This window comes from Sulfitobacter sp. AS92 (assembly GCF_038900015.1).
Classification (GTDB): domain Bacteria; phylum Pseudomonadota; class Alphaproteobacteria; order Rhodobacterales; family Rhodobacteraceae; genus Sulfitobacter.
Genome location: NZ_JBBMQL010000008.1, coordinates 162,345 through 187,783 on the forward strand (window position 1 = coordinate 162,345; position 25,439 = coordinate 187,783).

The following is a 25,439-nucleotide window of genomic DNA, read 5'->3' on the forward strand; positions in this document are numbered from 1 at the left end:
CCCATGACCTATTCCATCATCGCCCGTGACCCCGAAAGCCATGAGATCGGCATCGCTGTCGCCAGCCGCTTTTTCGCGTGTGGGGCTGCTGTGCCCTACATCGGTCGCCGCGTCGCGGTGGCGACGCAAGCTTTCGTTAACCCGCTCTGGGGGACCGAGGGTCGGCGCATGCTGGAAAGCGGTGACCCTGCCGACGCACTGCTAAAGGAATTCGCCGCACGCGACGCGGGGCGCGATATCAGACAATGCCACATGCTCGACGCTAAGGGGAATTTCGCCGCGCACACTGGCGCGGGCTGCGTCGATTGGGCCGGGCACCGTGTGGGCGACATGCATTCCGTCGCAGGCAATATGCTGACCGGGCCGGAGGTGGTGGAGGCCACGTTTGAAACCTATGCCGCGCGCAGTGACTTGCCGATGGCCGAACGCCTGCTTGCTGCCATGCGCGCAGGCGAAGAGGCGGGCGGCGACAAGCGGGGCCGCCAGGCGGCAGGCTTAGTGATCCATCGCGGGCAGGACCATGCCTATCTCGACCTGCGCGTCGACGATCACGGCGATCCGCTCAGCGAACTTGACCGGCTGCTTGAAGTCGCAGGAGAGCGCTACCTCCATGTGGCCGAAGCGATGCCAAGCCTCGACAATTTCTCGGGCACCTCTGATCGCGCGCCGATTGATGCCGCGATTGCGCGGGCCGAAGAGGCGCGCCGCGCCGCGGGGAAACCCAGCCGGTCGCAGGCGACAGATTTAGAGACAAAGAAAGATTAAATCGATGAACGCGCTAGACCTCGGCCAGCTTCTGCCCCTCCTCGCCATTGCGGTGACTGCCGGTATTTTTGGCGGCATCCTTGCGGGTCTGCTCGGTGTTGGCGGTGGCATCGTGATTGTCCCTGCGCTCTATCTTGCCCTGTCGACGGCGGGGATGGACCCGGCGATTACAATGCAAGTGGCCGTCGGCACCTCGCTGGCGACCATCGTCTTTACCTCGCTGTCTTCGGGCTATGGCCACTTTAAACGCGGCGCGATTGATATGGACTTGCTGAAACTCTGGGCGCCGTCGCTTTTGGTGGGCGTTGTCATCGGCGCGCTTTTGGGGGGCTATGTCTCAGGGCTGATCCTGGTTGCGGTCTTTGCCACCGTCGCGGCCCTCGTCGCCCTCGACATGATCTTTCGCAAGACCAAGGACGACCCGACGCCGCGCGGCTTTGCCAAACCGATCTGGGCCGTTCTTGGCGTGATCACGGGCGGGCTTTCGGCGATGATGGGCATCGGGGGGGGCACCATCGGCGTGCCGCTGTTGAACTTTCTGGGCTATGACATTCGCCGCGCCGTTGGCACCTCTGCCGCGATAGGCTTTGTCATCGGACTGCCCGGTGCGGTGGTCTATGCGCTGACCGGGCTCGGGGCCGAGGGGCTGCCGCCCTTCTCGCTTGGCTATGTGAACCTTGCCGCTGCGGCCATCATCATCCCGCTGACCAGCAGCTTTGCCCATGTCGGTGTGAAATTGGCACACAGCATCCCGCGCCGCGCGCTTCGGTTTGCCTTCGGAATTTTCCTGATGATAACATCACTGCGTATGTTGTTTGATTTATTCGAAGCGTTTTCCAAGTCATGAACCAAAATCCCCAGACCGCCCCAAGAGAAGACGAATTGGCCGAACGGCTGCGCGGGGCGATCCGACAGGGGGATATCTTGAACGACGGGCGCATGCCGCCCGAGCGGGCACTGGCGGAACATTTCGGGGTGAGCCGCGCGCGGCTGCGGTTGGCGCTTGGCCTGCTGCAAGAGGATGGCACGATCTACCGCCGTCACGGTCAAGGCACTTTCGCCACGCCGCCCCCCGCCACCAACGCCGACAGCCTGCGCCACCTTGCCCGGCAGGTGACGCCAAGCGATGTCATGGAAGTGCGGCTTGAGATCGAACCCGCCCTTGCCGCCCTCGCCGCCGACCGCGCCCGCCCGCAAGAGATCGAGCGTTTGGGTCAATTGATGCGCGCCACGGTCAACCTGAGTGATCCGGACGCCTATGAAGCCGCGGATGACATGTTCCACTATAAGATCGCCGAGATGGCCCGAAATCCGCTGTTTCTTACCGTTTACGAATCCATCCGCGCAGTCCGCCGCGAAGTGGCTTGGACCTCGCGCCGCCGCACCTATCACGCGCCTGAAACGCTCCAAATCCTTGGTGAGCAGCATATGACGCTAAACGACGCCATTGCGCGGCGCGACTCCCTCGGCGCAGCCTCGGCGATGGAGCAGCATTTGCTCACGGTTTCCAAAACCCTGTTGCGCGACCGGGTGCGCAAGATCGAACTCGATCTCTAGCCGGGTCAGCCCTGAATACTGCTGAAGTGGTCAAAGGTTGTAGCATCCGCACCGGACCATATCACGAAGGGAATCAACCCAAAACGCTGTAGAAACTTTGTCCACAAAGCGGCCTTGCCCCATTGCAAATCCAGGTGCCTAACGCTAGCAATTTTCCTGACCTTATTAATAAGTTCGCTGGAGGATACAAAATGTTCAAAATCACGAAGCCCACGGCAATTATCGCCACTTTGGCCGCGCTCACCGGAGGAGCACTGAGCGCGCAAACCGAAGTGAAAATCGGCTATGCCCTTGCCCCCGACAGCCACTACGGCGTCGCGGCTCAGAAGTGGCAGGAAGTCGTCGAAGCCGAAACCGACGGCAAGTTCAGCTTCCGCCATTTCCCATCCTCCGGCTTGGGCGGTGAGCGCGAAGTGGTCGAAGGTTTGCAGCTTGGCACTGTTGAGGCGACCATCGTCTCCACCGGCACGCTGAGCAACTTTGTCCCCGCCACCGGCGTGACCGACATTCCCTTCCTGTTCCGCAGCCTTGACCACGCCCGCCGCGTGCTCGACGGCCCAATTGGCCAAGATATCCTTGCCGAGTTTGACGGCGCGGGCATGGTGGCGCTGGCGTGGGGTGAGCAGGGTTTCCGCCACATTACAAACAACCGCAACGCGATTGAGACCCCCGAAGATATCGCGGGCATGAAGCTGCGCACCATGGAAAACCCGGTGCACCTTGACGCCTTCAACGCCGCCGGTGCGGCACCAACGCCAATGGCATGGCCTGAGGTCATCAGCTCGCTGCAGCAAGGCACCATTGACGGGCAGGAAAACCCGTTGTCGGTGATCGTCTCAGTCAAGCTGGACGAAGTGCAAAAGTACCTAACGCTGTCGGGCCATGTGTATTCGCCCGCAATGTTGCTGGTTAGCAAACCCTTCTGGGAAGGTCTGTCGGACGAAGACAAGGCCGCTTTTGAGAAGGGCGCGACCGAGGCTGTGGCTGCCATGCGCGGCTTCGTCGACGATGTTGAGCAAAGCGGCGTCGAAACGCTGAAAGAGCGCGGCATGGAGGTCAACGAGCTGACCGAAGAGCAAAAAGCCACCTTCCGCGCCTCGATTGAGAGCGCCTATGAAGGCTACTATGAGACTTACGGCAAAGAGCTGATCGACCAGATCGCCGCGACTGAGTAAGCGCGACAACATTCGAAAAACGGCCGGGAGCAGCGCTTCCGGCCGTTTTGCACGGGAAGGAAAACCATGCGCAGATTGGAACAGCTATTCGTCAGGTTGAATGCCGCTGTGGTGATCGCTTGCTTGACGGGGATGGTCTTGGTCGTGGGGGCCAATGTCGCCCTGCGGTTTAGCACCAATCACTCGCTGTCTTGGTCTGACGAGGTTGCCCGCTATCTAATGATTTGGATGACATTCCTCGGCGCAGGTCTCGCCCTTCGCCAAGGTGGCCACGTCGCGATTACCAATTTACATGATGTGATGAGCACCCGGACCCAGCGGATATTGCGCGCAGCAATCGTCGCGATATTGTTGTTTTTCTTCGCTTATATGGTGCAGGTCGGCTGGGACTACATGCAGCGCGCCCAGTATCAAATGTCACCCGCGCTGCGGCTGTCTTTTCGCTATGTCTATGCTGCCATGCCGGTGGGTTTCATCCTGCTGATCGTCCATCTGCTGATCATCGCCAAGTCATTCATCATGGCGGGTCACTACCACCACGCCAGCGGCGAGACCGAGAGCATGCCGGGGGCCGCCAATGGCTGAAATTCTGTTCCTGTCGCTTTTTGTCCTGATGGTGCTGGGGCTGCCGGTGGCCTTTGCCATGGCGATCTCGGTTTTTGCCGCGATTGGCTTGGGCAGTTCCTACCCTCAGATCGTTGTGGTGAAAGAAATGTTCTCGGGTCTCGACAGCTTCCCCCTGCTGGCGGTTCCCTTTTTCATCCTTGCTGCTGAGATTATGACCGGCGGCGCAATCACCCACACTCTGCTGCGCTTTGCGGCACAGTTTGTCGGCCATCTGCGCGGCGGGTTGGGCTATGCCAATGTGATTTCCTCCACGATGTTTGCAGGCATCTCTGGATCGGCACTGGCCGATGCCGCGGGTCCGGGCGCGATGATGATCCGCATGATGGAAAAAGGCGGCTATGATCGCCCCTACGCCGGGGCGCTGACGATTTCGTCGGCCGTGGTTGGGCCGATTATTCCGCCGTCCATCGTGATGATTATCTACGCATTGCAAGATCAGGAAGTGTCCGTCGGATCGCTGTTCATGGCGGGTGTCATTCCGGGGCTTTTGCTGGCCGTCGGCAGCCTTGCTGCCAATGGTTGGGTCAGTTGGAACCGCGACTACCGCAGCGATGAGGCGCGGCCCGACCGAGCGCAGATGTGGCGCAATACCTTCATGGCGCTGCCCGCGCTTGGGCTGATCGTGCTGATCGTCGGTGGCATCCGCGGCGGCATCTTCACCCCGACTGAGGCGTCGGTCATCGCGGTCTTCTATGCACTTTTCTGCGGGTTCTTTGTCTACCGCGCGCTGCGGCTGCGCGACCTGCCCGGCTTGATCCTGCGCGCGGCGTTGATCTCTTCGGCAGTGCTTTTGATCCTTGGTGCGGCGCGCGCCTTTGCATGGGTTCTGGTGATCGAAGGCGTGCCGCAGTTTCTGGCGGAAACGATCATCTCTTGGGAGTTGTCGCCGATCTTGTTCCTCTTGGCGGTCAACGTACTCCTGCTGCTTTTTGGGCTGTTCATGGACCCGCTGCCAGGTGTGATGATTTTGGTGCCTATCTTGGCGCCGATCAGCCACGCGCTCGGCATTGCGCCGGATCATTTTGCGATTGTGGTGATCGTGAACCTGACACTCGGACTTACGACCCCGCCAGTGGGGAGCTTGATTTTCGTGGTATCCTCGGCGGTGAACCTGCGGCCCGCTGCGCTGATCCGCGAGATGCCGCCGTTCTTTTTGGCGAACTTTTTGGTGCTGATGCTGCTGACGTTTGTGCCAGCGATTAGCACTTGGCTGCCGAAGGTCAGCGGTTTTTAAAGCGCGCCGCCCGACGTTGATGCCGGGCGGCGCGCAAATTATTCCGTCTGAATCCAAACCGCTTTTGTATCCAAATACGCGTGAAGATGCTCGATCCCGCCTTCTTTGCCATAGCCCGACATTTTCAAGCCACCAAACGGCACCGCAGGGTCTATTGCGTGGTACATATTCACCCAGACTGAGCCTGCCTTCAGGCGCTTCACCGTGCGGTGCGCGGTGCCTAAATCGCGGGTAAAGATGCCCGCGGCCAGACCGTAAGGCGTGGCATTGGCCCGCGCGATCACCTCTTCCATCGTGTCGAAGGGCAGGACCGAGATCACGGGGCCGAAAATCTCTTCGCGCGCGATGGTCATATCGTCGGTCACATCGGCAAAGATCACCGGCTCAAGAAAGTTACCCCCGGCATAGCTGTCGCCTTCGGGTCGCGCGCCGCCCGTGACCAGCCGCGCGCCTTCGGCTTTGCCCGCAGCGATATAGCCCTCAACCTTCTCGGCCTGCACGCGGTTGATCAGCGGGCCAAGGTCTGTGCCCTCCTCAAGCCCATGTCCGATCTTCAGCCCGCGCGCGAAAGCTGCAAGTTTTTCAATGAACTCATCTTGAATTTCGCGCGCCACGAAAAGCCGCGACCCTGCGATACAAATCTGTCCCGAGTGGGCGTAGACCGCCATCGCGGCGACCGGAACCGCCTTATCGATATCCGCGTCCTTGCAGATGATAAGCGGAGATTTCCCACCCAGTTCCAACGTGATGCGTTTAAGGTTTTCGACCCCGGCGCGGGCAATGGTCTTGCCTGTCGCGGTAGAGCCGGTGAAGACCACCTTGTTGACGTCCGGATGCTCGGCCAGACGCGCTCCGGCCTCGCGGCCTGTGCCAGTGACCACGTTGACCACCCCATCGGGCACACCTGCCTCTTGCATCAATCGCGCGATCAGCAACGGGGTGAGGGGCGCGTCTTCGGAAGGTTTTAGAACCACGGTGCAGCCGGTCGCCAGTGCTGGCGCGATCTTCCAGATCGACGCGGCAGTCGGCGCGTTCCAAGGGATGATCGCGCCGACCACGCCCACCGGCTCACGCGTGGTGAAAGAGAACATCGACTGCGAGACTGAGTTCTCGATCACATCGCCGTGCAGCGCCACCGCTTGGCCCGCGTAGAACCGCAGCATCCCGATCACCCGGCGCTTGTTGCCTAAGGTCCGCGCCAACGGCAGGCCCATGTCGGCGGTGTCAGAGACGCAGAGCCTTTCCCAATCCCGCTCCATCACATCGGCAATGCGCAAGAGCACCTCTTGCCGGTCGTAGGGCGTGAAGGTTGACCACTCCCCCTCAAACGCCCGGCGCGCGGCGGCGACGGCGGCATCGACATCCTCGGCCCCACCACGCGGCACCGTCGCCAGCGCCCGGCCTGAGGCAGGATCGACCACATTCAGCACCTCTCCCGACAGCGCGGGCACGTCTTTGCCATCGATGAACATCGGACAGAACTGCCCGTGGTAGAGGGTCTCAGCGATCTGGTGGGGTGTCAAAGTCATGTCAGCCTCATTCAATGAATGCGCTATTCCTATCAACCGTTGTGTCGGTTTCAAATATACAAAGCCCTGTTTTGCCAAGAAAGGCCGCCTCATCCGCGTTGCGCCATAGCGGGCCGCGCGCTAGAACTTTCACCGAGGGAACCGCGCGCAGGGCAGGCGGTGGCAAACAAAGGAAAATCCATGAAAATCGGTATGATCGGTGTTGGCTTGATGGGCCACGGCATTGCCCGCAACGTGATGCGGCGCGGGGGTTTTGCGCTTGGCTATTTCGACCACCCCGGCAACCAGTCGACTGATGAATTGGACAGTCTTGGTGCCACGACCTTCGACAGTCTGGGCGATCTTGCCGCCGCATCCGATGTGATCATCCTCTGTGTCACCGGTTCCCCGCAGGTCGAAGCGATCCTGACCGGCGAGGGCGGCGTGATTGCCGGGCTGACCCCCGGTGCGGTTGTGGTCGATTGCTCCACCTCCCTGCCCGCCTCGACGGTGAAGATGGCCGAGGCGGTCAAAGCGGCGGGGGGCGAATTCGTTGACGCGCCAATGACCCGCACCGCGCAATTCGCCCATGAGGGGAAGCTGAACTTGCTGGTCGGGGGTGATGCCGCTGTTGTTGAGAAGGTCTCTCCGGTTCTCGCCTCCTTCACCGAAGAGGTGAAACATGTGGGTGAGGTCAGCGCAGGCCACCGCCTGAAACTGCTGCACAACTACGTTTCGGTTGGCTTTATGTCGCTGCTCGCCGAAGCCGCCGCGCAATCGGCCGATGCGGGTATTGATCCGCAGAGTTTTGTCGATGTCTTGGCGGGTGGCGGCGGCGCCAGCGTCGCGCTTGATCGGCTGTCGCCCTTCATCGTAAGCGGCGACCGCGAGGCGCTGCCCTTTGCGATCAGCAACGCGCTGAAGGATTTCGACTATTACCGCCAAATGTCCGCCCAAGCCGGCGCACAGGTTGAGATTGCCGACGGGGTTTATGGCGCCTTGTCCAAAGTTGTCAAAAACGGCGCGGGTGAGGCCTATGTGCCTGAACTGGTTCAGCATTTCCGCAAGGACTGAGGATCGGCGTCAGAGCGTCAGCGTCCCGATGCTTGACCCACCGCAAACAAAAAGCGTCTGGCCGGTGACGAAACTATTGGCCGGATCGCAGAAGAACAAAAAGGCGTTGGTCACGTCCTCGACCTGCCCCAGGCGCCCCACCGGAATGCGTTTGGCCAATTCCGCTTCGCGTTCGCTTTCTTTGGGGATGATGCCCCAAAAATTGTCCGTCTGCACCGGGCCGGGGGCGACGACATTGACGGTGATTCCATGCGGCGCAAGCTCCAGCGCCCATGTGCGCGCCATGCCGATCATCCCCGCTTTGGATGCCGAATAGGCCGTGCGCGTCGGCGCGCCCAAGGCCGCGCGGGAGGCGTTGAACATTACCCGACCAAAGCCCCGTTCTTTCATGTTGGGCAGGAAGGCTTGCAGAAGCGTCAGGGCCGAGCCGAGGTGCAGTTGCGCTAGACCGGTGATGTCTTCGGGCTTGGCCTCTTCAATCAGATTAGGCCAGATCAAACCGGCGTTATGCACCAGATGGGTCACGTCATAGCGTGCAGCGATATCGGCGGCGACGGCAGCGACGGAGGCGGGGTCGAGAAGGTCGGCTTCGATATGCTCACATCCTTCCGCCTCCCATTCCGGCCTGCCCCGCGCGATTGAGATCACCCGATAGCCGCGCTCCAGCAGACGCTGCGCCAGATCGGCACCGATGCCCTTGCTGCCCCCGGTGATGACGGCGGTGTACTCGCTCATGGTCTCTCTCCCGGTATCAGCGCCAGCACCCGCAATGGGCTGCCGGTCCCGCCTTTGATCTTGAGCGGCGGTGCGATCAGCATGGCCCCCGTGGGCGGCAGTTGGTCGAGGTTGCAAAGGCATTGCAGCCCATATTTCCCCGCCCCGTGCAGCAGATAATGCGCGGGGAAGGGCGGGTCGTAGTGCATCCCCTGCCCCGCGTCGGTGCCGACGGTTTCGGTGCCAAAGCCGCGAATGCCGCGCTCCAACAGCAGTTCAATTGCGGCAGGTGTGGGGCCGGGCGAATGGGCACCATCTTCGCGCATGTTGAGGTAATCCGCGCCGCTGCGTTTCGACCAGTCGGTGCGCATCAGAACCCAGACGTCTGCCGGGACCGTGCCGTGTTTGGCTTCCCAATCGCGGATGATTTCGGGGGTCAGTTCAAAGTCATCGTCCTGCCCTGCCCCCTTGGAGCAGTCGATCACCACCACCGGGCCGATGAAGGCCTCGGGTGGGATTTCATCGACCGCGCCATTCGCCACGTCTTTGCCCGAAACCCAGTGGATCGGCGCGTCGAAATGGGTGCCGGTGTGTTCATTAAGCGTCAGGTTATGCCACTTCCACGCCGGGCCGCGATGGTCATAGGCCGAGACCTCCTCCATCCGGAACCGCGCGCATTGGCCGAACTCTGGCGGCAAGACGATGACCGGGAAATCGGGATCAAGCCGGTGCGTCAGGTCGACGACCCGTGCCGCGCCGCTTGCCAGCGCATCGGCCAGTGCTGTGATTGCATCGCTCATGCGCCGCTCCCCCGCATCTCGCGTTCCATCAGCGCCGGATCATCCAGCCAACGGGCCAAAGCATCCTTGGCCACATCACCGCAGGCAACCTCTTCCAGTCCGTCGATCAAGCCACTCACCACCGTCTGCGCCAGCGCGCGGGGGGAGACTTTGGGCGGCGGCAGGGGTTGGTGCCATTCATCATCCACGGGGCCGGTATAGACATTCATCACCCGCAAGCCAGAATTGGCAAATTCCGCGCGAAGAGTCTGGCTGAGCGACCGCGACGCCGCTTGCGAGGCATCAAACCCACCGAACCCCGCCGCCGGGGCCAGCGCCCCGACCGAGAGCAAGTTCACCCAAGCCACTGCCGAGTTCACACCATCAGCCGTGCGCGACGCCATCGCCGGGCCAAAGCCCTGCGCCAGTCGCATCAGGCCGAGCACATTGGTCTCCATCCCGTCGCGGGCAAAGATCGTATCGCCGCCCAGCACCCCGCCAGGGCGGATGAACTGCGCGGTATTGATCAGAATATCGACCTTGCCGCCGATCTCGGCCGCGAGGCGAGAGACTGAGGCGGTGTCGGTCACGTCAAGCGGCATGAGGCTGACGTTTTCCATCGCATCAAAAACCGCGCGTCCTTCCCACCGCCTCCAGTGCTCCGGTTCACCAAGAAAGACCTGCACTGCACCTGCTTTCAGAAGCGCTTGGGTTAGCGGCAAGGTCAGCGGCGATCGTGCATCGGTGATCAGCACCCGCCGGTGTTTCGGGTCGCTCGACATTGCGCGCAGCATCGGATCATCTTGCATAAATTCGCTTTCCTCACGCGGCAGGGCCACAATGACCCCCTGCCCGGCCCGGTCCAACTTAAGCGCCAGACGAACGTGATCGCCACGCCCGACCTCGCCGTGTAGATGGCATACCGCCACCGGCCCGGCGGTAAGTTGCACCGTGCCGATCCGCCACGGCAGACGCTCGCGGAAGTAGGGGTCGGGTGAGACACGGATTGTCGTTTCGGCCAACACCTCGCCAGTCGGATCAGTCTCGCGCCAATTGAGTGCCACCGACAGACATTTGCAGCAGGCATCACGTGGCGGATATTGAACCGCGCCGCATGCGGCGCAGTGTTGCAGCGCAAACTGCCCCCGCCCCGCGGCAATCGCCAGCCCAAGCGCCGCGCGGGAGCGTTGGGGAGGTGGCAGGGTTGGCACCGTGCTGCGCTTTTGCGGGTTCTTCTTTTGCGGCGGCGTCAATGGTTCGGTCATACCTCGCCCCCTTCGATGATCGCCGCTGCCGAACAAACGCCCCGGTCATAGTTGATCATGCCAAAGCCCGAGACCAGCGCCCGCTGTGCGTTTGCCACCTGCGTGCCTTTGGCCTGTCCTGTCACCTGTCGGATCGCCTCGACCAGCCCCAAATAACCACCCGCGGCCCCGGCTTGGCCGACCGATAATTGCCCGCCAGAGGTGTTATGCGGGAAGTCGCCCAAGATCGTCAGATCACGCGCCCGGACGAACGCGGCCCCCTCGCCCTTGGCGCAGAAACCGAGGTCTTCGAATTGCATCATCGAGATCACCGGGTAGTCATCATAGGTTTGCAACAGGTCGACACCCTCCGGCCCATGCCCCGCCATGTCATAAAGCTCGTCAATATCCACGCCCCAGCCGCCGCGCAGTTGCATCGGGTCTTCGGGGTAGGCGTTGTGCCGCTCGATTGTGCCGCTGATCCGGGCGAAGGGCAGATTGCGGCGCGCGGCCTCGTCTTCGCGCATGACCAAAAACGCCTCGGCCCCGGCGCAGGGCATGACACAATCGAAAAGCGCGATGGGGTCCGAGATCATCCGCGCATCGAGGTATTGATCGAGGGTGAGTGGGGTCTTCATCAGCGCATTGGGATAGCGCAGCGCGTTGTCACGTTGGGCCACGGCGATCTGGCCAAAGTCCTCTCGGGTGACGCCGTATTCCTGCATGTAGCGGTCCATCAGCAGCGCGAAACTCGCATTGGGGCCGCCGAAGCCGTAGGGAAAGGTCGCATCCATCGAAAAGCGGGAAAATCCGCTAAGCAACGTGCGGAAACTGTCGATCCGGTTCGCATCGCCCGCCACACAGGCGACCACATCCACATCCCCTGCCTGCACCGCCCGCGCCGCGCGCCGCAGGGCGATCACACCGCTGGCCCCACCTGTTGGCACGGTATCGAGCCAGCGCGGACTAAGACCTAGATGCTGGGTAAGTCCCACCGGGGTGTCCGGTGCGAGTGAAAAACTCGATACAGAAAATCCGTCCAACTCCGCCGGAGCGATCCCCGCTTGGGCCAGCATGTCGCGCAGGGCGCGGGCGATCCACCAATGGGCCATCTCGTTGCTGTAGCGCTCATAAGGCACCGAAGTCGACGCGGCGACAACTACCCCGTCATAGCTCTGCCGTTTCATGCCGCCGTCCGTTTCTTCAGCCCGCGCATATCATGGGTCGCGGGATCGTCGCGCAGGTCTGCCGCCAGCGTTTTCAGCACTCCGCGCTGCAGTTTCTGCGTTGCGGTCAGCGGCAGCGCTTCGACGAATGCGATGAAACCGGGCGCTTTGTAATAGGCGAGCTGCGTGAGGCACCATTGGGTGATCTTTTGGGCCAAGACGGCAGGGTCAGCGCCCGCGTCTTTCGCGACGATACAGGCAAAGACCTCATCCCCGCGCACCGCGTCCGACACGGCGGCGACGGCGGCGCTGGCCACGGCGGGGTGGCGCATCAGGGTCGATTCCACCTCAATCGCTGCGATGTTTTCGCCTGATCGGCGGATCACGTTTTTCTTGCGGTCGACAAAGAACATCGCGCCGTCAGGTTCTTGGCGCACGATGTCTCCGGTGTGAAACCAACCGCCCTCCCATGCCTCGTCCGTCGCTGCGGCGTTCTTGAAATATCCAGCGAAAAACCCCCGTCGTGGATCCTTGCCCGCGCGCCGCACCAGCAATTCGCCCTGCTCCGCCTCGCGGCCCGTATCGTCTATTAGCCGGACCTCCAGGCCCACTTCAGGCGCACCAAGACAGCTTTCACCCACCCGGCGCGGCGTGCGGTTGGCGCAGATTACAGCGCCTGCACCGGTCTCGGTCATGGCCCACGCCTCGACTAACGGAAAGCCGAACCGCGTCTCAAACGCGGCATGAAGCTTTGGGTCCACCCCCGCACCGAAGCCGAACCGGACAGAGTGATCGCGGTCGGCATCGCTTTCTTCAGCCCCCATTAGCATTGATGGCATCACGCCAAGGTAGTGCAGACAGGTCGCCTTCGACGCGCGGACAGAGGCCCACCAACTGCGCGGATGGAACCGGTCAAGTGCGGTCAGACAACCGCCCACGGCAATCATCGCCATGAAGGAATAGGCCATGGCGTTCATGTGAAAAATCGGCAGCGGGGTAATCATACGCTCGCCATCTGGCGAAAGCGCGCAAAGCCCACCGATGTCGGCGTACCACCGCCCGGCGTCGAGGAAATAGGTGTTCGTGAGGATGCAGCCTTTGGGCTGGCCGGTGGTGCCAGATGTGTAGAGCAGTGCAGCTTCCGCATCTTCCGCGCCGCCATCGCGCGCTGCGATTGTCCCTGTCGTCACAGGCGCGGGCAACGGATCGCCCGGTGCAATCACTGGCATTTCTTGCCCGGCTTCCTGCACCGCTGCGCGCAGATCATCGACGCGTGTGGGGATCGCCACAGCCAGCACCGGTTCGGCATGGTCGATCATATAGCTCAGTTCCGCCGCGCGCAGATCGGGGTTCACCGGCACGACCGACAGACCCAACCCGTTCAGCGCCAGCCACCAGAGGAAAAAGGTGGGGCGGTTCTCCATCAGAAGCATCACGCGTTGGCCGGGCAAATAACCCGCAGCTGAGATGCGTTTGCGCAACGCTTCGACTTCGCGCGCGGCGTCGGCATAGGTCACCTCCCCTGCCGCGATGCCGTAGATTTCCGCCGTTTCTGGCAGGACATTGAGAAAGGCGCGGTCGGGGTGCTGTGCGGCGGTCTCGTCAAACGCCGCGCGGACGGTTGCGATCTCCGTCCCGATCATGGCAGCAACTGAATGTTGCGAAAGGCCGCATCGCAATTGACGATATCGACCCGTTTGTTGGCGATCCGAAGCGCGCCGTCGACTAATGACAGCTCATGCCGCGCGGTGACGGCGAGCAGTTGTTGCTCGTCCAACCGGGTCTCAACGTAGTGCATGAAAGTCGTCGTAACGAAACGCCCCGCCTCCATGTCCATCTCATCCACGAAAGGACGCTGGATCACATGATGGCAGCGGCTTTTGGGCTTTTGGCTGAAGGTTCGCGCGCCATTGAGCCGTTCGACGCGTAGTTTCAGCATGAACATATCCTCATACATCAGCGAGGTCTGGTTGATCGGATCGGTCTGCTGATAGTCCAGCGGCATCCAATAGTGCCCGTCGGGCAACCAGAGGTTCAGCCACTCGGTATAGCGTCCCTCGTCCAACATGCGCACTTCGTCATAGATGAAGTCGATCAGGCTTTCGCGCATCACGTTCATTCCGCAGCCTCCGCCGTTTGGCCTACGGCCATGAACTTGACCCAAGCGTGAAACTGGTTGCGCATCTGGCGTTCGGTTGTGCCGTTTTCGACGGCTTCGACCTCAAAATCCTCGTCCTCTTCGATCAGGCGCTGGATGTTCACCCACTCCATCCCATCGACCATCAGCCCTTCTTGGGCACGCTCGTACATCTCCAGATCATCGTGCCCGACGATCGAGGTAGGCGCGTTGATCATGCGGTTGTACATCGCGGTGCGGGCGGTCAGCTCATCCGGGGCGTCGACAAGGCGGTAGATGTAGCTTTCAACAACTGTCCGGTCCGCCGCGATGGGGATGAAGACCCGCAGCTGCTGGATTGGTCCCTTGATCATGATGTTGGGAAAATAGACCGTGTTGTGGCGGTTCTCGTCCAAGATCGCCTTGGCTTTTTCCTCTCCATAGCTTTCGCAGAGTGCTTCGAAATAGCCGGGGATGGCGGAATAATCGGAGTGGATTGAATGGTTTACGCCCGTGTGCCCGTGGCCGTTGGGCCAGGTGCGGATGCCCATGCCTTCGAAAAACTCGTAAGGCGACATGAAGGGGGCGATGATCTCCATCGCGGGGGGTTTGGGGGCACCTTCGGGGAGGCCCAGTTCTTCGTAGAGTTTCACCGCCGTCCCGGCAGAGCTTTCGTGGGCCACCATCGGGTGGCAGGTGTCGGTCTGGTTTTCGACCAGCATCTTCCAGTTGCAATGGTGCATGTAGCGCAGCGGCGGGCCGACGACTTCGAGCCGTCCGGCGGGGGAGCGGTCAACCATATTGTCGAGTGACGACAGGCTCTCGCCGAAGAACTCTTCGAAGCTGATGCCCTCGTCGGCAAGCCGGGCGAAGATAAAGCCACGGTAGTTCTTCACATCGCCGACGCTGCGCATACCTTTGCCGCTGTCGGTCTCTTCTAGCCCGGTATCTTGGTAGCCTTTCTTCAGCGGGATCGCCAGAAGGCAGCCGTCGGTCTTGAAGCTCCATGCGTGATAGGGGCATCGGAAGAACTTGCCGGTGTTGCCCTGCCGGTCGATCACGATCTTGGTGCCCTTATGCGGACAGCGGTTCAGCAGCACATGGATGTCGCCGGTGGAATGACGCACCTGAATGACCGGCTGGGTGCCGATGTGGGTGCTGAAATAATCGCCCTTGTTCGGCGTCTGGCTTTCATGGCCGACAAAGACCCACGCATTGGCGAAAAGATGCTTCATCTCTTGCTGGAACACCTCCGGGTCGGTGTAGATATCGCGGTGCACCTGATGTGGCTGCACGAGGGCGGCCAGTGCCGCCGGGCTGTCGTAACGTCCCATGAGTTCCTCCCTCAGATGTCGAGTACAAGGCGCGGTGACTTGGCGCGGCTGACGCAGATTTGCATGACGTTGCCTGCGGCGCGTTCGGCCTCAGACAGCACCACGTCGCGGTGATCGGGGGTGCCGCTGATGACGTCGCATTGGCAGATGCCACAGTCGCCGCGCTGGCAGTCGTACATGACATCGACGCCCCCAGCCTCCAGCACGTCGATGATGGATTGGCCGGGCGGGATGGTGAAGACCTCCCCGCTTGAGGCCAACTCGACCTCGAAGGCGCTGTCGCCTGCTTGCTCTTGGGGCGCGTCGAAGAGTTCGAAATGGATGCGGTCAGGCGCGATACCCGCCGCTTCGGCTTTGGCCTTTACCGCTTCGATCAGCCCCTTAGGGCCACAGACATAGAGATGCGCGACGGCACCCGCAGAGGCAATCACCGCGTCAAGGTTCAGCGCGCTGTCATCGTCGTCGCAATGCAGATGCAAGGCATCGCCGAAGGTCTCGCGCAGGGTATCGCGATAGGCCATGAGCGGCGCGCTCCGGCCAGAGTAGTGAAAGTCGAACGCCTGACCAGCCGCCTTAAGCGTCGTCGCCATTGAGATCATCGGCGTGATGCCAATCCCCCCGGCCAACAGCACCGCTGGCGCGTCCGGGGTCAGGGCAAAATCGTTCTTTGGCGCGGCGCAGGTGATCTCTGCCCCCGGTTTCAGCCCGTGCAAATGGATCGAGCCGCCCTTGCCTTCCGGCTCACGCTGGACCGCGATGCGATAGGTTTCGGGGGCTTCGGGGATCGGGTCAAAAGCAATTAAGGAATAGGCGCGGGTGTCGCCGTCGGGCAGGTCGAAGAGTACATGCGCACCCGCCTCCCATGCCGGCAGCGCGCTGCCGTCTGCTGCCCCAATCTGGAATTCGCTGATGCGATCGGTCAGCGCTGTGACCTCGCGCACAATGGCGTCGATCTTCGACATGTGACATCCTCCCGTGGTAAACAATATGATTTTTCATATAGTTTCGGTCAAGGGTTTTCTTGCCAAGTGCGAATTTGCCCGCCATTTAGGAAAGCCGAGGTGCAAAGAGCCCTCTTTTCGTCAAAGGGTTAACAGGTGTGACGCAACAAAAGACCGACGCAACCACCAAGGATGAGACGGGTCAGGACAGAGGATTCGTCTCTGATTACCTGCTTTATCTATTGGCGGCCGCCAGCGATGTGGCGAGCGCTCAGTTCCACGCGCAGGTGCGCAAAGCCGGGCTGCGGGTGCCGGAATGGCGCGTGTTGGCCTGTCTTTCTGACACCGATGGCGCGATGATCACGCAATTGGCGCGTCAGGCGCTGGCCGAACAATCGCGACTCACCCGGATCATCGCCCAGATGGAGGAACGCGGCCTGTTGATCCGCCGCAGCGATCCTGCCGATGGCCGCCGCGTGCGGGTCTATCTGACTGATGCAGGCCGTGCGCTGGCCGCTGAACTGGTGCCGCAAGCGCGGCGTCATGAGGCTGCTTTGATGGAAATGCTTAAGGGCAATGAGGGGGCGCATTTGAAACCGGCGCTAAAATCCCTGCTCGCGGCATTGGATGGCTCGGTGGACCCACAGGGCTGAATGCCCCCCTTGCTCTGGCCATAAAAAACGGTTCCAATCGTGCTCTAAATGTGAATACATGAAAAAGCATATACTTGGCGACACGGGTTTGGGAGAACCCCGTCAAGGCATATCGAACGATATGGGGAGGAGCCCAAAATGACCAAATTCACCAAGTTTCTCACGACGAGTGCGCTTGCGCTTTGCACCGCGACCGGCGCTTTTGCGGCCGAGACGCTGACCATTTCCACTTGGCTGCCACCGAGCCACCCGGTCAACACCAGCATGTTCACCCAACTGACCGAGATGATGTCGGAAGCCAGTGATGGGCTGATCGAGACCGAGTTGAAAAACGGCCTTGCCCCGCCCCCCGCGCAGATGGACCTGCTGCTGGATGGTGCTGCTGATATCGCGATCCTGTTCCACGGCTACACGCCGGGCCGTTTTGTCGGCACGAAACTGGTGGAAATCCCCGGGTATGAGGGCAATGCCGAGGCGGCTTCGGTCGCGCATTGGCGCGTGCACGAAGCGATGCTGGCCGATTTGGACGAGCACCGCGGCGTGAAAGTGATCGCACTGACCACCCATGGTCCGGGGCAGATTCACTCCAACAAGGAAGTCGCCTCGCTGGATGACCTTCAAGGTCTGAAGACCCGCCTTGGCGGCGGTGTTTCTGCGGATGTGGGCGCGGAACTTGGCCTCGTCGGCATTCAGGTGCCCGCGCCCAAGGTTTACGAGACGCTTGATTCCGGTGCCGCAGATGCCGTGGCGATGAACATGGGCGAGCGGATCAGCTTTAAGCTGAACGAAGTGGCCAAGAACGTCTATGAAATGCCCGGTGGTTTTTACCGTGGCTCCTTCTCGGTCATCATGAGCCAAGAGACCTTCGACAGCCTGCCCGAAGACGTGCAACAAAAGCTCGACAGTGAAGTCTTTGGCGAGACCGCAAGCCGCATGATGGGCGCCGTCTGGGATCAAAGTGACGTTGACGCGCGTGAGGCGACCGAGGCTGCAGGCGACAACAAGATCGTTACCGCATCCGAAGAAGATCAGGCCCGTTTTGCTGAGATGGCCGCCAAGGTGCGCGACAAGGTGATTGCGGAACTCAGCGCTGCAGGCGTCGACGGTGAAGCCGCTTATGAAATGATGCGTGAGGAAATGGCGAACGCCAGCCAGTAACCCCACCGCCAAAGGGGCCGGATGCAGCAGCAATCGGCCCCCCAGCCAGGGAACCGCCATGCGCTCTTTGATCCGCCTCACCACCGCCCTCTCGGCTCTGCCGATGACGATGGCCTCTGTCGCGCTTTTCGCGCTGATGGTGCTGACCTTTGCCGACGTCATCATGCGTTCGGTCTTTAACGCGCCGATTGAGGCTGCGACGGAGCTGATCCGGATCGGCATCGCGTTAATCGTGTTCTCTGCCCTACCTGTGCTTTCTGCCCGCGAAGGTCATATCGCCGCTGACTTGTTGGATCACCCCTTTGAAAAGTGGGGTCTACAACGTTGGCGCGACGGGCTGATCACGCTGGCCTGCGGGGCGATGCTGTGGTTTCCAGCGGGGCGGGTCGTGGACCTTGCCTACCGCGCGCTCAGCTATGGCGACGTGACTGAATACCTTCAAATTCCGACCTTTTACATCGGCATGTTTATCGCGGTGATGACCTATCTCACCGCTGTTGTGCTGATCCTGCGCGGGCTTTTGCGCCTCTTTGCGCCGCAACTTCTGGACCCTGCCACATGATCGCATCTGCCATCGGCTTTGCCGCCGTTTTCGTCCTCGTCTTGCTGCGCCTGCCGATTGCCTTTGCCATGGGCCTCGTTGGGATGATCGGGCTGGTCTATGAGACCAGCTACCGCGCGTCGATCTCCATGGTGTCGCGGCTGATTATCGACACCAGCCAAGACTACGGCCTGTCGGTGATCCCGCTTTTCATCCTCATGGGGCTCTTCGTCAACAAAGGCGGCATCAGCCGCGAGCTTTACCAAGTCTCCAACGCCTTTTTGGGCCACTTTCGGGGCGGCTTGGCCATGGCCACCATCGTCGCTTGCGGGGGCTTTGCGGCGATCTGTGGCTCGTCCTTAGCCACGGCGGCGACCATGTCCAAGGTCGCCATGCCAGAGATGCGCAAATACGGTTATGCTGATAGCCTTTCGACCGCGTCTATTGCGGCTGGCGGCACGCTCGGCATCCTGATCCCGCCGTCAGTGATCCTTGTGATCTATGGGCTGCTGACCGAGACCTCTATCGGTGCGCTGTTCATCGCGGGCATCGTACCCGGGGCGCTTGGCATCCTGCTCTACCTCTGCGCGGTGCGCTTTTCTGTCGCCATGAACCCCGAGGCAGGCCCCGCTGGCCCCCGCGCCACATGGGGTGAGCGGCTGCGCGCGCTTAACCACGTCTGGTCGGTACTGGCGCTCTTCGCGCTGGTGATCGGCGGGCTCTACGGTGTGCTTGATTTCTGGCCTATCCACCTCGCCTTCTCCCCGACTGAAGCGGCGGGTATGGGGGCGGCAGGTGCTTTCCTCATTGCCTTGGCACGTGGCGGTCTCAGCTGGGCCGGACTGCGCGAGGTGCTAGAGGAAACCACGCTGACCACAGCCTCGCTCTTCTCGGTGCTGATCGGCGCGTGGATATTCTCGAACTTCGTCAACCTCGCGGGCCTGCCCGAAGGGCTGCTGGCGACTGTCACGGCGCTTGATCTGGGGCCTTGGGTGGTGATGGGGCTGATCCTCGTGATCTACATTGCGCTCGGCTGTATTTTCGAGAGCATGTCGATGCTGCTGCTGACCGTGCCAATCTTCTTTCCGCTGGTGACAAGCCTCGGCTTCGATCCGGTGTGGTTCGGCATCATCGTCGTCGTGGTGACAGAGATCAGCTTGATTACCCCTCCCGTGGGTCTGAACGTCTTCGTGCTTAAGGGTGTGGTTGGCGATGTCTCGACTGGTACAATTTTTCGCGGGGTTACACCGTTCTGGCTGGTCGACATCCTGCGGCTGATCTTGCTGCTGATTTTCCCGGCGCTGGTGCTATTTCTGCCGGGACAGATGTAAGCCCCCTGCCCTATCGCCGCGCCTGTTTGCACTTCGGCAGGCGCGGCGCGATAGTGCGGCCAAATCACCAAGGATGAGGCCAGCATGAACATCGACCTACTTAAAAACCTTTGCGAAACCCCTGGCGTCCCGGGCCGCGAGGACCGCGTCCGCGATCTGATCACCCGCGAAATCGAGGGCCTCTTTGACCATGTGGAGACCGACGCGATGGGCTCGCTCCTTTGTCGTCGTGATGCGACGGTAGGCGACGGCAAAGCGCCCAAAATCATGCTACTGTGCCACATGGATGAGATCGGGTTTCTGGTCAGCCATATCTCGAAAGACGGGTTTTTGTACCTTCAACCCGTCGGCGGCTTTGATCCGCGTAACCTCTTCTCGCGCCGAGTGTTGGTCTGCACTGATCAAGGCGATCTGAAGGGCGTGATGAACCCCGGCGGAAAGCCCATTCACATCTCTTCTGCCGAAGACCGCAAGAAAATTCCCGAAGTGTCGGAGTTCTTCGTCGATCTGGGGCTGGGCGAAAAAGCCAAGGATATCGTGAAGGTCGGTGACTTCGTAGTGATGGATGAGCCCTTCCTAGAGATGGGCGATCAGTTCGTGTCCAAAGCGCTCGACAACCGGGTGGCCTGCTGGCTGGGGATCGAGGCGATCCGCAAACTGGCCGACAAGGGGCGCGGGGCGGAAATTCACGTGGCCTTTACCTGTCAGGAGGAAGTCGGCCTGCGCGGGGCGCGGACCGCTGCCTATAAGGTGCAGCCCGACATCGGATTGGGCATCGACACGACGCTCGCCTGCGACACGCCCGGCGTGCCCGATCACATGGCGACCACGCGCCTTGGCAAGGGGTTTGGCCTGCATGTGCGCGACAGCAGCTTTATCGCTGATGTGGGTCTTGTCAGTGAGATTGAAAAACTCGCAGAAGCGCGCAACATCCCCTTCCAGCGCACCATGCTCGCCGCCGGAGGACAGGATGGCGCTGCGGCTCAGCAAGCCGCCGCAGGCGCGCGGGCTGTGGGGATCGTGGTCGGTACACGCTACATCCACACGGTGACCGAGATGGTGTCGAAAAGCGATCTACAGGCGGCGCTGGACATCCTCGTTGCCTATCTCGAAGGCTTCGACGGCAAAACCGTCTAAAGTCTCTCCCCCTGAGCGCCACGTCTCGCTCAGGGGTCATCCCCGTCCTCTGGTGTCTGCGGCAGCCAAACGGTAAAGGCCGCGCCCCCCTCGGCTCGGTTGCGCACGGTGATGATCCCCCCGGCGCGTTGAATCAGCGTCTGCGAGATCGACAGGCCAAGTCCCGTCCCCTCCCCCGGCTTGGTGGTAAAGAAGGGATCGAAAAGTGAGCCAAGTAAGTCTTCCGGAACGCCCGGCCCGCTATCTTTGACCGAAAGCGCCACCCCCGCCACTCCGTCCCGCTCGGCCTCTGCCAGATGCAGGTCCAACCGCCCTGCCCCCTGCATTGCCTGCACGGCATTGACCACGAGATTGACCACAACCTGTTGCACTTCGCCTGAATCCGCACGAACCGGCGGCACCTCCTCAAACGTGCAATGCACCTCTACCCCGCCTCGGCTGATGAGGTGATCGACGAGGACGAGGCAGTCCTGCACCAATGGGCGCAGCGCGATATTATGTTCACAGTCGGAGAATTCCGAAGGCGCTGCGAACTTGAGTAATTTGCCGACGATCACTTCGATCCGGGACACCTGCCTGTCGATTAAGGCCAGTTCAGTCGCCACGGGCTCAGCATTCTCGCCCAAGGTTTGCCGGATGACATCAACGTTGCCCATAATGACGGCGACCGGGTTGTTGATCTCATGCGCGACCCCGGCGGTAATCTCGCCGATTGAGGCGAGTTTTTCACTCATAACCAACTGACGGAAAGTCTGCTCCAATTTTTCATTGGCCTCACGAAGCTCGGCGGTGCGTTGGTCGACACGCTGGTTCAACGCGTCGTTCCAACTGCGCAACTGCCGATCACGTTCCTGCACCTGCTCCAACAGCCAGTCTAGATGCTGTGCCACGGCACCAATCTCATCCCGTGCGGGCACCGGCCCAATCCGCGCTGACAGTTCACCCTTGCCGACGCGGTGCATCACTTTTGTCATCCGTTCCAGCGGCGAAAAGATTCCACGTGCCAGCCAAAGGAACACCGGGGCAGACAACGCCAATACTGCAAAGAAGGCCGCGAGCATCCACCAGAATGCCGCACGTTTGGCCTCTGCGAAAGGCGCTTCGAGGAAGCCGACATACAGCATCCCTACCCGCTCTCCAAAACTATCGGTGATCGGTTGGTAGGCCGAAATATACCAGTCGTTCACCACAAAGGCCCGGTCGAGCCAGGTGCGCCCATCGATCAATACGGCCTCTCTGACTTCAGCCGAAACACGGGTGCCAAGGGCGCGAATATCTTCAAACAGGCGCACATTCGTCGAAATCCGTAGGTCATCCAAGAAAAGTGTCGCAGTGCCCTGTCGGTCTCCTCCGGTCGCGGCATTGAGGTAGACGAGATCGTTGATGGTATCGATGAAATCAAGGTTGCGGTTTAGCAGCATCCCCCCGACCAGCACACCCTGCGTACCATTAAGGTTCACCGGACTTGCCGCGTGCACCACCATTCCCCGGTCCTCGATCTTCCGGTCCGTAGGGACAGCTGCAGGTGTATCTACGAGAGGCACCTGGGTTCGCACAGGCAAAGCGTCGTTAAAAGTTGCCAGCCGTGCATTGCTGAAGACGTCAATCTCTACGCTGCTGCTGCCCCGCGAGGCGCGCGCTATCACGGGCCACTCCTCACCGGACTCTACAGCGGACGCAATCGGGAGGAACGTTAAGAAATCCAAGTCCAACTGCTTTCGCGTGCTGTCAAAGAACGTAGCCAACTCGGTGCCGGACCGTCCCAGCCACTGACTGAATTCGACAGACCCCGCGACGGCATCCAGCTCATCGCCCGTTTGTGCGAGTAACCGCGACAGATATTGGTTCGCGATTTTCAATTCGCTTTCGACATTCGCGATAAGCACCTTGTCGTAATCCGCCGTCCAGCGCGACATGCCCAAGATCAGCAATAACGGCATCAACACGATGAGGGGCGTCAAAGCGAGGATCAGTAGGCGCAGGCGAACGGAGGTCATGGGCTATCCCGAAAAACTTCTGCCAATCTACCCGCTGGTCGCCCACGAGTGAAGTGTGGGAGCGGCTCCGCCGGAAATGATAGCGATATAGTAGCTCAAAAAACCAAGTTGCCAGCCACCAAAAATCCTAAACCACTGTAAAACAACTACTTTTCAGATTGTCAGCTGACAATTACGACGGTTGGTCAGCGCTGAGAGCATAGGATTAAGTGAAAATGCGCCATCTCGGGCCATTTGTGTCAGCCGACGGAGGTAAGCGCCCGGGCTACGAATTGTAGTAGCTTTCTCTAGCAGACAAAGTACCGTGATAGCGGCGCTCTCGGCACCCATATCTCGTTTTGCCTCATTTAAGACGGGCAGGTCAATCCCCAGCATGGGCGCGATCTGGTCTCCGACACGCACTAGGTCATCCCAGCTTCTCAAAGCTTGAGGGAAGAAACTGCGAACCTCTGTGCAGGCTGTCACAACTTCTGCCAGTGTGACCCCCTTTTTTTGTTCTGGGTTCTGCGCACCAATATTGCCAGCCGTCTCTGATTGCAGGGCCATCGCTTGATCTCTCTTTTCAGAGTCAAAATAGTATTTATCTGAATCCTGTATGTGCCGCTCATTTTGCCTGTCACTGGCGCTCAGTTGGTCCGCATCAGGGGCAGGGAGGGTCGATTCGGACGGGGTTTCGATCTCATGCTCTGCTGCCTGACCGAGCGCTTCGTGCAAGATACGTTCCATTGACTTGAGAGCTGCTTCTTCAGGTTTGCGTCGCAGCAGCCGGCCCACGTCATCCGTCAAAGCATCCGCGCCGCCTTGACGGATCAGCGCGTGCCTTAGAACCAGGATCCTATCGCGCAGAGCTTGAATTCGTTCATGCTGCGCTTCCGCTTGCTGTGCCGCAGTCTCGATCGTTTCGGCTTGGACGACCAGCGGGGCGAGGTCGAAGCCAAAGGCCACCGCAATCGCTCCCCCTCGGTTCCGAGCAAAACGTTTACGGTTTGGACTGTCGTGGCGTCCAATCAAGCCAAGTCTCACCAACTCAGCAAGATGCCGTCTCAACGTGCTCTCGGGCATTCCGTGGAGCCGCTCTGAGAGCCGTGCATTGGACGCAAAGACGATACCCGCCGCGCCATCAGGGATATGGCGGCTTGGCACAAAGCTAAGCAGGGCCTTTAATACGGTGAGGGTGCGGTGCGACAGCTCAAAGCTATCTGCTGCCGTTGTCAGCCGGTCGAGCAATGCCCATTTATCCGGCCCCTCGCATGACACCTGGGTAGCCGATTTCGGCCGCCCGAACGCAGTTCGGAACGTGTTTTCCATGTAAATTCACGAAAGACAACAAAATACCTGCCCTATCCCATCGGGTAGAGTTGACATCGATAAATCTTTGGGGCTATCTCGAAGGTGCAAAGTTTGAGAAGGGCCTTCCGGGATTTATCCTGGGGGGCTTTTCTTTTGTGGTCCTGATGTGCCTCCTGTTGCTACTTCCTAAAATCTCACGCGCGGGTCTTTTGCCAGCGGTCGTGAATCTCTTGCAAAAGCTCTTCTGCGTGTGCATCGAGCCAAGTATCGAACCCATCAGCCGCACGCGCAGGCACGGTGACAGTAACGCCCCGTTTGCCGCTGCGAATGTCGGCCACTGCCTTTCCTTCGCGGCTCCGCAACGTGCGCGGCTTGGCCGAGGGGGCAGGGGATGCTGCTGCCTTCGCGGGCTGTGCTGAGGATTGCGTGTAGATAGCCTCAAACCGCTCGTCCGAAGCCAGCCCATTCCAATCATTGTTCGCCATCCGGCCCTCGGCACGCGCCTTTGCGCCGGGCACCTCAAAGAGTTTCACCAGTGCCATCCAGCGATCACGCCCGATTGAGGGCGCGGAGCCGACTCGCCGCAAAAAGGGCAGGTCAAAGGCATGGCCAACCTTGAGCATTCGACTGACCATCGGCAGATCAATCGAAAGTGCATCTGCAATTGTCTGCCGATCATGCCCGCCCGTATCAAGTTGGGCAGCAAAGCTGGCTTTTTCGATGAACGACAGATCCTGGCGCGCGGTATTCTCTTGACCCTGCGCCATGACCAACGCGTGATCGTCAAGTTGCCGGACCATCGCCTTTACAGGCATCCCGAGCGACTTCAACGCTTGGAGGCGCCGACGCCCGTAAACAATCTCAAAACGACCCGGGGATTTAGGATGGGGCCGGACGAGTACCGGCACCTGTTGACCATAGGTCCTCAAGCTGTCCTGAAGTTGCTTTTGGGCCTGTGTGTCAGTCCCTAAACGGTCTTCGACCCCGGCCATGTCAATCAATGTACCGTCCAACTCCTGAACGGCGTTCTCTTGCATCCGATTTAGCGACGACTGGAGGGCGCCAACGGCCCCACGGGGCATTAGGCTCGCCTTTGGC

At 60.6% G+C, this 25,439-nt stretch carries 24 protein-coding genes; 12 read left to right on the forward strand and 12 right to left on the reverse strand.

Annotation, left to right across the window (positions count from 1 at the left end):
* The first annotated feature begins 3 nt into the window (after nucleotides 1–3).
* From WNY61_RS14660 to WNY61_RS14685, 6 genes are all read left to right on the forward strand, one after another.
* Nucleotides 4–765: a DUF1028 domain-containing protein gene (locus WNY61_RS14660; protein ID WP_342852151.1), complete on the forward strand. Its 762-nt coding sequence runs from the start codon at nucleotides 4–6 to the stop codon at nucleotides 763–765.
* Between the two features lie 4 nt (nucleotides 766–769).
* On the forward strand, nucleotides 770–1,612 hold the full coding sequence (locus WNY61_RS14665) for a sulfite exporter TauE/SafE family protein (RefSeq protein WP_342852152.1): 843 nt from the start codon (nucleotides 770–772) through the stop codon (nucleotides 1,610–1,612).
* The gene (locus tag WNY61_RS14670) at nucleotides 1,609–2,322 is read left to right on the forward strand and encodes an FCD domain-containing protein (protein WP_342852153.1); all 714 of its coding nucleotides are present in this window, start codon (nucleotides 1,609–1,611) and stop codon (nucleotides 2,320–2,322) included. The genes WNY61_RS14665 and WNY61_RS14670 overlap by 4 nt, the downstream gene beginning before the upstream one ends.
* A gap of 191 nt (nucleotides 2,323–2,513) precedes the next feature.
* A complete protein-coding gene (locus WNY61_RS14675) occupies nucleotides 2,514–3,497 on the forward strand; it encodes a TRAP transporter substrate-binding protein (protein ID WP_120352327.1) in 984 nt (327 codons plus the stop codon).
* A gap of 66 nt (nucleotides 3,498–3,563) precedes the next feature.
* A complete protein-coding gene (locus WNY61_RS14680; protein WP_342852154.1) occupies nucleotides 3,564–4,082 on the forward strand; it encodes a TRAP transporter small permease in 519 nt (172 codons plus the stop codon).
* Nucleotides 4,075–5,358, forward strand: coding sequence for a TRAP transporter large permease (locus WNY61_RS14685; RefSeq protein WP_342852155.1), 1,284 nt, complete (start codon nucleotides 4,075–4,077; stop codon nucleotides 5,356–5,358). The genes WNY61_RS14680 and WNY61_RS14685 overlap by 8 nt, the downstream gene beginning before the upstream one ends.
* Before the next feature lie 38 nt (nucleotides 5,359–5,396).
* Here WNY61_RS14685 and WNY61_RS14690 read toward each other — a convergent pair whose 3' ends face one another.
* Nucleotides 5,397–6,887, reverse strand: a complete 1,491-nt coding sequence (locus WNY61_RS14690; RefSeq protein ID WP_342852156.1) for an aldehyde dehydrogenase family protein — start codon at nucleotides 6,885–6,887, stop codon at nucleotides 5,397–5,399.
* 180 nt (nucleotides 6,888–7,067) lie between these two features.
* Between WNY61_RS14690 and WNY61_RS14695 the strand changes: the two genes are divergently transcribed.
* Nucleotides 7,068–7,940 carry an NAD(P)-dependent oxidoreductase gene (locus tag WNY61_RS14695; RefSeq protein WP_342852157.1) on the forward strand — a complete coding sequence of 291 codons (873 nt, stop codon included), beginning with the start codon at nucleotides 7,068–7,070 and terminating at the stop codon, nucleotides 7,938–7,940.
* A 9-nt stretch (nucleotides 7,941–7,949) separates the two neighbouring features.
* Here WNY61_RS14695 and WNY61_RS14700 read toward each other — a convergent pair whose 3' ends face one another.
* Genes WNY61_RS14700 through WNY61_RS14735 form a run of 8 tightly spaced genes read right to left on the reverse strand, consistent with a single transcriptional unit; the run spans nucleotide 7,950 to nucleotide 16,255 of the window.
* A complete protein-coding gene (locus WNY61_RS14700) occupies nucleotides 7,950–8,675 on the reverse strand; it encodes an SDR family oxidoreductase (RefSeq protein WP_342852158.1) in 726 nt (241 codons plus the stop codon).
* The gene (locus WNY61_RS14705; RefSeq protein WP_342852159.1) at nucleotides 8,672–9,454 is read right to left on the reverse strand and encodes a cyclase family protein; all 783 of its coding nucleotides are present in this window, start codon (nucleotides 9,452–9,454) and stop codon (nucleotides 8,672–8,674) included. Before WNY61_RS14705 ends, WNY61_RS14700 begins: the two co-directional genes overlap by 4 nt.
* Nucleotides 9,451–10,698, reverse strand: a complete 1,248-nt coding sequence (locus WNY61_RS14710; RefSeq protein ID WP_342852160.1) for an SDR family NAD(P)-dependent oxidoreductase — start codon at nucleotides 10,696–10,698, stop codon at nucleotides 9,451–9,453. Before WNY61_RS14710 ends, WNY61_RS14705 begins: the two co-directional genes overlap by 4 nt.
* Nucleotides 10,695–11,864 carry a thiolase family protein gene (locus tag WNY61_RS14715; RefSeq protein ID WP_342852161.1) on the reverse strand — a complete coding sequence of 390 codons (1,170 nt, stop codon included), beginning with the start codon at nucleotides 11,862–11,864 and terminating at the stop codon, nucleotides 10,695–10,697. The genes WNY61_RS14710 and WNY61_RS14715 overlap by 4 nt, the downstream gene beginning before the upstream one ends.
* Nucleotides 11,861–13,486 carry an AMP-binding protein gene (locus WNY61_RS14720; protein WP_342852162.1) on the reverse strand — a complete coding sequence of 542 codons (1,626 nt, stop codon included), beginning with the start codon at nucleotides 13,484–13,486 and terminating at the stop codon, nucleotides 11,861–11,863. Before WNY61_RS14720 ends, WNY61_RS14715 begins: the two co-directional genes overlap by 4 nt.
* On the reverse strand, nucleotides 13,483–13,962 hold the full coding sequence (locus WNY61_RS14725; protein WP_342852163.1) for an aromatic-ring-hydroxylating dioxygenase subunit beta: 480 nt from the start codon (nucleotides 13,960–13,962) through the stop codon (nucleotides 13,483–13,485). Before WNY61_RS14725 ends, WNY61_RS14720 begins: the two co-directional genes overlap by 4 nt.
* Nucleotides 13,959–15,293, reverse strand: a complete 1,335-nt coding sequence (locus WNY61_RS14730; RefSeq protein ID WP_342852164.1) for an aromatic ring-hydroxylating dioxygenase subunit alpha — start codon at nucleotides 15,291–15,293, stop codon at nucleotides 13,959–13,961. Before WNY61_RS14730 ends, WNY61_RS14725 begins: the two co-directional genes overlap by 4 nt.
* A gap of 11 nt (nucleotides 15,294–15,304) precedes the next feature.
* Complete coding sequence (locus WNY61_RS14735) at nucleotides 15,305–16,255, reverse strand: PDR/VanB family oxidoreductase (RefSeq protein WP_342852165.1); 951 nt, start codon at nucleotides 16,253–16,255, stop codon at nucleotides 15,305–15,307.
* Nucleotides 16,256–16,392: 137 nt separating this feature from the next.
* Here WNY61_RS14735 and WNY61_RS14740 point away from each other — a divergent pair, with 137 nt between their 5' ends.
* The 5 genes from WNY61_RS14740 (at nucleotide 16,393) to WNY61_RS14760 (ending at nucleotide 21,054) form a co-directional block, all read left to right on the forward strand.
* Nucleotides 16,393–16,887 carry a MarR family transcriptional regulator gene (locus WNY61_RS14740; RefSeq protein ID WP_259986080.1) on the forward strand — a complete coding sequence of 165 codons (495 nt, stop codon included), beginning with the start codon at nucleotides 16,393–16,395 and terminating at the stop codon, nucleotides 16,885–16,887.
* A 138-nt stretch (nucleotides 16,888–17,025) separates the two neighbouring features.
* Nucleotides 17,026–18,045 carry a TRAP transporter substrate-binding protein gene (locus WNY61_RS14745; protein ID WP_342852166.1) on the forward strand — a complete coding sequence of 340 codons (1,020 nt, stop codon included), beginning with the start codon at nucleotides 17,026–17,028 and terminating at the stop codon, nucleotides 18,043–18,045.
* Between the two features lie 58 nt (nucleotides 18,046–18,103).
* Entirely contained in the window at nucleotides 18,104–18,607 is a 504-nt protein-coding gene (locus tag WNY61_RS14750; RefSeq protein WP_342852167.1) for a TRAP transporter small permease subunit, read from the forward strand.
* A complete protein-coding gene (locus WNY61_RS14755; RefSeq protein WP_342852168.1) occupies nucleotides 18,604–19,917 on the forward strand; it encodes a TRAP transporter large permease in 1,314 nt (437 codons plus the stop codon). Before WNY61_RS14750 ends, WNY61_RS14755 begins: the two co-directional genes overlap by 4 nt.
* An 84-nt stretch (nucleotides 19,918–20,001) precedes the next feature.
* Complete coding sequence (locus tag WNY61_RS14760) at nucleotides 20,002–21,054, forward strand: M20/M25/M40 family metallo-hydrolase (RefSeq protein WP_342852169.1); 1,053 nt, start codon at nucleotides 20,002–20,004, stop codon at nucleotides 21,052–21,054.
* Between the two features lie 29 nt (nucleotides 21,055–21,083).
* Here the strand turns inward: WNY61_RS14760 and WNY61_RS14765 are convergent, their stop codons facing one another.
* From WNY61_RS14765 to repB, 3 genes are all read right to left on the reverse strand, one after another.
* Nucleotides 21,084–23,051: a cache domain-containing protein gene (locus tag WNY61_RS14765; RefSeq protein WP_342852170.1), complete on the reverse strand. Its 1,968-nt coding sequence runs from the start codon at nucleotides 23,049–23,051 to the stop codon at nucleotides 21,084–21,086.
* 153 nt (nucleotides 23,052–23,204) lie between these two features.
* A complete protein-coding gene (gene repC, locus WNY61_RS14770) occupies nucleotides 23,205–24,359 on the reverse strand; it encodes a plasmid replication protein RepC (protein ID WP_342852171.1) in 1,155 nt (384 codons plus the stop codon).
* A 176-nt stretch (nucleotides 24,360–24,535) separates the two neighbouring features.
* Nucleotides 24,536–25,423, reverse strand: coding sequence for a plasmid partitioning protein RepB (repB, locus tag WNY61_RS14775; protein ID WP_342852172.1), 888 nt, complete (start codon nucleotides 25,421–25,423; stop codon nucleotides 24,536–24,538).
* Nucleotides 25,424–25,439: the final 16 nt, after the last annotated feature.

Excerpts from the sequence above, each read along its gene's own strand:
- WNY61_RS14715 (WP_342852161.1), bottom strand. The coding sequence starts at position 11,864 with ATGAAACGGCAGAGCTATGACGGGGTAGTTGTCGCCGCGTCGACTTCG.
- WNY61_RS14745 (WP_342852166.1), top strand. The coding sequence starts at position 17,026 with ATGACCAAATTCACCAAGTTTCTCACGACGAGTGCGCTTGCGCTTTGC.
- WNY61_RS14735 (WP_342852165.1), bottom strand. The coding sequence starts at position 16,255 with ATGTCGAAGATCGACGCCATTGTGCGCGAGGTCACAGCGCTGACCGAT.
- WNY61_RS14685 (WP_342852155.1), top strand. The coding sequence starts at position 4,075 with ATGGCTGAAATTCTGTTCCTGTCGCTTTTTGTCCTGATGGTGCTGGGG.
- WNY61_RS14660 (WP_342852151.1), top strand. The coding sequence starts at position 4 with ATGACCTATTCCATCATCGCCCGTGACCCCGAAAGCCATGAGATCGGC.
- WNY61_RS14670 (WP_342852153.1), top strand. The coding sequence starts at position 1,609 with ATGAACCAAAATCCCCAGACCGCCCCAAGAGAAGACGAATTGGCCGAA.
- WNY61_RS14750 (WP_342852167.1), top strand. The coding sequence starts at position 18,104 with ATGCGCTCTTTGATCCGCCTCACCACCGCCCTCTCGGCTCTGCCGATG.
- WNY61_RS14675 (WP_120352327.1), top strand. The coding sequence starts at position 2,514 with ATGTTCAAAATCACGAAGCCCACGGCAATTATCGCCACTTTGGCCGCG.
- repB (WP_342852172.1), bottom strand. The coding sequence starts at position 25,423 with ATGCCCCGTGGGGCCGTTGGCGCCCTCCAGTCGTCGCTAAATCGGATG.
- WNY61_RS14710 (WP_342852160.1), bottom strand. The coding sequence starts at position 10,698 with ATGACCGAACCATTGACGCCGCCGCAAAAGAAGAACCCGCAAAAGCGC.
- WNY61_RS14680 (WP_342852154.1), top strand. The coding sequence starts at position 3,564 with ATGCGCAGATTGGAACAGCTATTCGTCAGGTTGAATGCCGCTGTGGTG.
- WNY61_RS14725 (WP_342852163.1), bottom strand. The coding sequence starts at position 13,962 with ATGAACGTGATGCGCGAAAGCCTGATCGACTTCATCTATGACGAAGTG.
- WNY61_RS14695 (WP_342852157.1), top strand. The coding sequence starts at position 7,068 with ATGAAAATCGGTATGATCGGTGTTGGCTTGATGGGCCACGGCATTGCC.
- WNY61_RS14720 (WP_342852162.1), bottom strand. The coding sequence starts at position 13,486 with ATGATCGGGACGGAGATCGCAACCGTCCGCGCGGCGTTTGACGAGACC.
- WNY61_RS14730 (WP_342852164.1), bottom strand. The coding sequence starts at position 15,293 with ATGGGACGTTACGACAGCCCGGCGGCACTGGCCGCCCTCGTGCAGCCA.
- WNY61_RS14765 (WP_342852170.1), bottom strand. The coding sequence starts at position 23,051 with ATGACCTCCGTTCGCCTGCGCCTACTGATCCTCGCTTTGACGCCCCTC.
- WNY61_RS14665 (WP_342852152.1), top strand. The coding sequence starts at position 770 with ATGAACGCGCTAGACCTCGGCCAGCTTCTGCCCCTCCTCGCCATTGCG.
- WNY61_RS14755 (WP_342852168.1), top strand. The coding sequence starts at position 18,604 with ATGATCGCATCTGCCATCGGCTTTGCCGCCGTTTTCGTCCTCGTCTTG.
- WNY61_RS14705 (WP_342852159.1), bottom strand. The coding sequence starts at position 9,454 with ATGAGCGATGCAATCACAGCACTGGCCGATGCGCTGGCAAGCGGCGCG.
- WNY61_RS14690 (WP_342852156.1), bottom strand. The coding sequence starts at position 6,887 with ATGACTTTGACACCCCACCAGATCGCTGAGACCCTCTACCACGGGCAG.
- WNY61_RS14760 (WP_342852169.1), top strand. The coding sequence starts at position 20,002 with ATGAACATCGACCTACTTAAAAACCTTTGCGAAACCCCTGGCGTCCCG.
- repC (WP_342852171.1), bottom strand. The coding sequence starts at position 24,359 with ATGGAAAACACGTTCCGAACTGCGTTCGGGCGGCCGAAATCGGCTACC.
- WNY61_RS14700 (WP_342852158.1), bottom strand. The coding sequence starts at position 8,675 with ATGAGCGAGTACACCGCCGTCATCACCGGGGGCAGCAAGGGCATCGGT.